This window comes from Acinetobacter sp. YH1901141, assembly GCF_013416935.1.
In the GTDB taxonomy this organism is placed as follows: Bacteria; Pseudomonadota; Gammaproteobacteria; order Pseudomonadales; family Moraxellaceae; genus Acinetobacter; species Acinetobacter towneri.
Genome location: NZ_VPEY01000083.1, coordinates 1 through 1,081, shown reverse-complemented (window position 1 = coordinate 1,081; position 1,081 = coordinate 1). Strand labels below are relative to the sequence as shown.

Annotated in this window: 1 protein-coding gene; it reads right to left on the bottom strand. The window is 61.7% G+C overall.

Annotation, left to right across the window (positions count from 1 at the left end; all coding sequences use genetic code 11):
* A partial coding sequence (locus FTV52_RS14590) for an IS91-like element ISVsa3 family transposase (protein ID WP_218950507.1) occupies window positions 1-1,081 on the bottom strand: 1,081 nt, incomplete at both ends.

Genomic DNA, 1,081 nt, shown 5'->3' with positions numbered 1-1,081 from the left:
AACAGACCCAGGAGCAGCTCAGCCGGTGGCGCCCGGCTTTCGGGTAACGCCCTGGTCCCGCTGGTTTCGGCTTTGTGCTTCAGGTGATCAAGGATCTGCTTGATCACTATAGGGTCTTCAATGCAGGCGATGACTTTCATGGCGCCGCCGCAGCCGCTGCAGGTCTCGATGTCGATATTGAAAACACGCTTGAGCCGTTGCGCCCATGTCATCGACGCTCGCCGTTGTGCTGGTGTTGCCGGTTCATCAGCCACCCTGACCTTGTTGCCCCTGCCCCGTTTTGCCGGCGTGACCAACGCCCGGTGCCGACTGTTGGGTGCGAACACCCCGTGGAAGCGGGTTAGGTTGACTCTGGGCTTCGGTACCAGGGCGGCCAGCCTTGCAATGAAATCCAATGGTTCGAAAATGACGTGCGTGGTGCCGTCCCGGTACGGCGTCTTGAGCTGGTAGCGCACGTTGCCGCCTCGTGTTAACGACAGCCGCTTCTCGGATACCGCCGGGCGGCTGATGTACCGGCACAGCCGTTCGAGCTTCTTGCGTTCATCGGCCCTGGCCGCCACGCCGGCGTGCAGGCTGGACCCGGCTACCTTGCCAATCCCGTCACCGAACGGATCACCACTGGTCGGCAGAGTTTGCAAAGTGAACACCTTTCGCCCCGCCTGTGAACCGACAGCGATACGGTAAGTGATCGAGTGCCCCAGCAGGGGTGTCATCGGGTCGTCATCCACCGCATCCGAGGCCAGATAGCTGTTTTCGACATCCCGTTCCAGCAGGCCTTGCCGTTCCAGATAGCGACCCACCCGGTGGGCGATGGTGTGCGTCAGCTGGGTGAGCTCTGGGCTGGTCGGCGCCTTGACCCAGCGGAAACGCGCTGAGCCGTGGGATTGCTCGACATACACACCGTCGAGAAACAGCATGTGGAAGTGAACATTCAGATTGAGCGCCGATCCAAAACGCTGGATCAGGGTGACCGCGCCCGTCTTGGCCACTTGGTGGGTATGGCCCGCTTTCTTGACCAGGTGCGTGGCAATGACGCGGTAAACGATGCCCAGCACCCACCCCATGATCTCGGGCCGGCTGG